The following is a 3,495-nucleotide window of genomic DNA, read 5'->3' on the forward strand; positions in this document are numbered from 1 at the left end:
GGGGTGGGAGGGGCTGCACCGAGCCCCCAATAGTTATCCCAGAAAACAAATCGGCGGACCAGCCCCTTCGTCACCCGAACCCGCACGACTGGAGCTGGATCGTGGAAAGCGCTTGCGCGAAGCATTGACGAAACACGAACGCCCCCTTAGCTTCATGCCCGTTGCACTTCGTACGTCATATATGAGACGCGATACATGAGATCTGAGAGTGCTCCATGGCCTTCGCCCCCAGCCCCATCCCCTCCCGCACCCAGTACGTGCTCGAAGCGATCAAGCACGACATCCTCACCGGCGGACTCAGACCCGGCCAGGCACTTGTCGAGGCCGAACTCGCCGCGCGTTTCGGGGTGTCGAAGACCCCGGTCCGCGAGGCGCTCAAGACCCTCGCGGGCAGCGGGCTCGTGGTGATGAGCCAGTACAAGGGCGTCACGGTCCGGATGGTCGACGCCGACATGGCCCGCGCCGTCTCGACGAGGCGCGGGAGGCCCTGAACCGGGCGGCCGGAGCCGAGGACCCGGCCGAACGGTCCCTGGCCAACCGGGCGTTCCACCGGGCGCTCTATCTGCCCTGCGGCAACCCGCTGCTCGGCCGGATGCTCGACGAGGTCCGCGACCAGGCGGCCCTGGTCTCCACCGTCGCCTGGGCGGCCGTCCCCTCCTGGGAGCGGGAGGCCGCCGAGCACGAGGAGATCCTGCGGCTCGCGGCCGCCGGCGACGTCGGCGGGGTGGGCCGCGCGGTCCACGACCACATCGCGTCCTTCGTCGAGCGCGCCTTCCCCCAGTCCCCCCTGAACAGCGAGTGAGCATGGAATTCGAGACGATGAGGGCCGCCCTCGCCGACGTCGTGGCCATCCCGGTCACCCCGTTCGCCGAGGACGGCTCCGTGGACACCGTCACCCACCGCGCGCTGCTGCGCCGGCTCCTCGACGGCGGGGTCCGCACCCTCACCCCCAACGGCAACACCGGCGAGTTCTACGCCCTCACCCCCGAGGAGCGCCGCTCCCTCACCGAGATCACCGTCGACGAGGCCGGCGACCGTGCCGCGATCCTCGTCGGCGTCGGCCACGACGTGCCGACGGCGGTCGGGGCCGCCCGGCACGCCCGGGCCACGGGCGCCCACATGGTGATGGTCCACCAGCCGGTCCACCCGTACGTCTCCGAGAGCGGCTGGGTCGACTACCACCGGGCCATCGCCGAGGCGGTCCCCGAGCTCGGGGTCGTCCCCTACATCCGCAACCCGCTGATCGGCGGGACGCGGCTCGCCGAACTCGGCGCCGACTGCCCCAATGTCGTGGGGGTGAAGTACGCGGTCCCCGACGCGGCCCGGTTCGCGGGCTTCGCCCGGGACGCGGGCCTCGACCGCTTCGTCTGGGTGGCCGGCCTTGCCGAGCCGTACGCCCCCGCCTACTTCGCGAGCGGCGCCACCGGATTCACCTCCGGCCTGGTCAACGTCTCCCCCGCGCTCTCCCTGGAGATGCTGGACGCGCTGCGGTCCGGCGACTACCCGACCGCGATGAAGGTCTGGGAGCGGATCCGCCGCTTCGAGGAGCTGCGCGCGGTCAACGGCAGCGCCGACAACGTGACGGTGGTCAAGGAGGCCCTCGCCTCCCTCGGCCTCTGCCGCCGGGCGGTCCGCCCGCCGAGCCGTGAACTCCCCGGGAGCGAGCGGGCCGAGGTCGCCGCGATCGCGGCAGGGTGGCCGATATGAGCGGCGAAGGGCCCGCCGACGCGGGCGGGCGCCCCGTCGAGGGGGGCCTGCGCCCCGAGGACCTGCGCAGTCACCAGTGGTACGGCACCGACGGCCTGCGCTCCTTCAGCCACCGGGCCCGCACCCGACAGCTCGGCTATCTGCCCGAGGAGCACCTCGGGAAGCCGGTCATCGCGATCCTCAACACCTGGTCCGACATCAACCCCTGCCACGTCCACCTCCGCGACCGCGCGCAGGCCGTGAAGCGCGGGGTGTGGCAGGCCGGCGGCTTCCCGCTGGAGTTCCCGGTCTCCACCCTCTCGGAGACGTTCCAGAAGCCGACCCCGATGCTCTACCGCAACCTCCTCGCACTGGAGACGGAGGAACTGCTGCGCTCGTACCCGGTGGACGGGGCGGTGCTGATGGGCGGCTGCGACAAGACCACCCCGGCGCTCCTCATGGGCGCGGCCTCGGTGGACCTGCCCACGGTGTTCGTTCCGGCGGGGCCCATGCTGCCGGGGCACTGGCGGGGCGAGACGCTCGGCTCCGGTACGGACATGTGGAAGTACTGGGACGAGAAGCGGGCGGGACGGATCGGCGACTGCGAGATCGCGGAACTGGAGAGCGGCCTCGCCCGCTCCCCCGGGCACTGCATGACGATGGGGACGGCGTCCACGCTGACCGCCGCCGCGGAGACCCTCGGCGTGACCGTGCCGGGTGCCTCCTCGGTGCCGGCGGTCGACTCGGGGCACGACCGCATGGCGGCGGCCTCGGGGCTGCGGATCGTGGAACTCGTACGGCAGGACCTGCGGTTGTCGCGGATCCTGACGCGGGAGGCGTACGAGGACGCGGTCGCAGCCGTCCTGGCGCTCGGCGGCTCGACCAACGCGGTGATCCATCTGATCGCGATGGCGGGGCGCTCGGGGGTGAAGCTGACGCTCGACGACTTCGACCGGATCGCGCGGACGGTGCCGGTCCTCGCGAACCTGCGGCCGGGCGGGCGGTTCCTGATGGAGGACTTCCACTTCGCGGGCGGGATGCCGGGCTTCCTCTCCCGGCTCACCGATGTCCTGCACCTGGACCGCCCGACGGTCTCGCACACCACGCTGCGGGAGCAGCTCGACGGCGCGCTCGTCCACGACGAGGAGGTGATCCGGGACCGTTCGAGGCCGCTGGCCGCCGAGGGCGGGGTCGCCGTGCTGCGGGGCAACCTCTGCCCCGACGGCGCCGTCATCAAGCACATCGCGGCCGAGCCGCGGTTGCTCAAGCACACAGGTCCCGCGGTCGTCTTCGACGACTACCGGACGATGCAGCGGACCATCGACGACCCGGCGCTCGGCATCACGCCCGAGCATGTGCTGGTGCTGCGCGGCGCGGGCCCGAAGGGCGGTCCGGGGATGCCGGAGTACGGCATGCTGCCCATCCCCCGGTACCTGCTCGAACAGGGCGTGCGGGACATGGTGCGGATCTCCGACGCCCGGATGAGTGGGACGAGTTACGGGGCGTGTGTGCTGCATGTGGCACCCGAGTCGCATGTCGGCGGACCCCTTGCCCTCGTCCGTACGGGCGACACGATCACGCTCGACGTCGCCGCACGCTCCCTCCATCTGCACGTCACGGACGAGGAGCTGGACGTCCGCCGGGCCGCCTGGACACCGCCGCCCGCCCGGTACGAGCGCGGCTACGGCGCGCTCTACATGGAGCAGATCTCCCAGGCCGACACGGGCTGCGACTTCGCGTTCCTGGCGCGTCCGGGCATCACCCCCGATCCGTACGCGGGTTGAGAGCCCGCCCCCCGCACCACCGGTC

General features: G+C 71.9%; 2 protein-coding genes and 1 pseudogene. All 3 read left to right on the top strand.

From position 1 onward, the window contains the following. The first annotated feature begins 215 nt into the window (after positions 1–215). The 3 genes and pseudogenes from AOK00_RS33180 (at position 216) to araD (ending at position 3,470) form a co-directional block, all read left to right on the top strand. A pseudogene (locus AOK00_RS33180) lies at positions 216–802 on the top strand (GntR family transcriptional regulator). A 2-nt stretch (positions 803–804) separates the two neighbouring features. After that, entirely contained in the window at positions 805–1,707 is a 903-nt protein-coding gene (locus tag AOK00_RS33185) for a dihydrodipicolinate synthase family protein (protein WP_063886702.1), read from the top strand. Beyond that, positions 1,704–3,470: an L-arabinonate dehydratase gene (gene araD, locus AOK00_RS33190; RefSeq protein ID WP_055603863.1), complete on the top strand. Its 1,767-nt coding sequence runs from the start codon at positions 1,704–1,706 to the stop codon at positions 3,468–3,470. The genes AOK00_RS33185 and araD overlap by 4 nt, the downstream gene beginning before the upstream one ends. The last annotated feature ends 25 nt before the right edge of the window (positions 3,471–3,495 follow it).

The organism is Streptomyces aureus (genome assembly GCF_001418135.1).
Taxonomy (GTDB): domain Bacteria; phylum Actinomycetota; class Actinomycetes; order Streptomycetales; family Streptomycetaceae; genus Streptomyces; species Streptomyces aureus_A.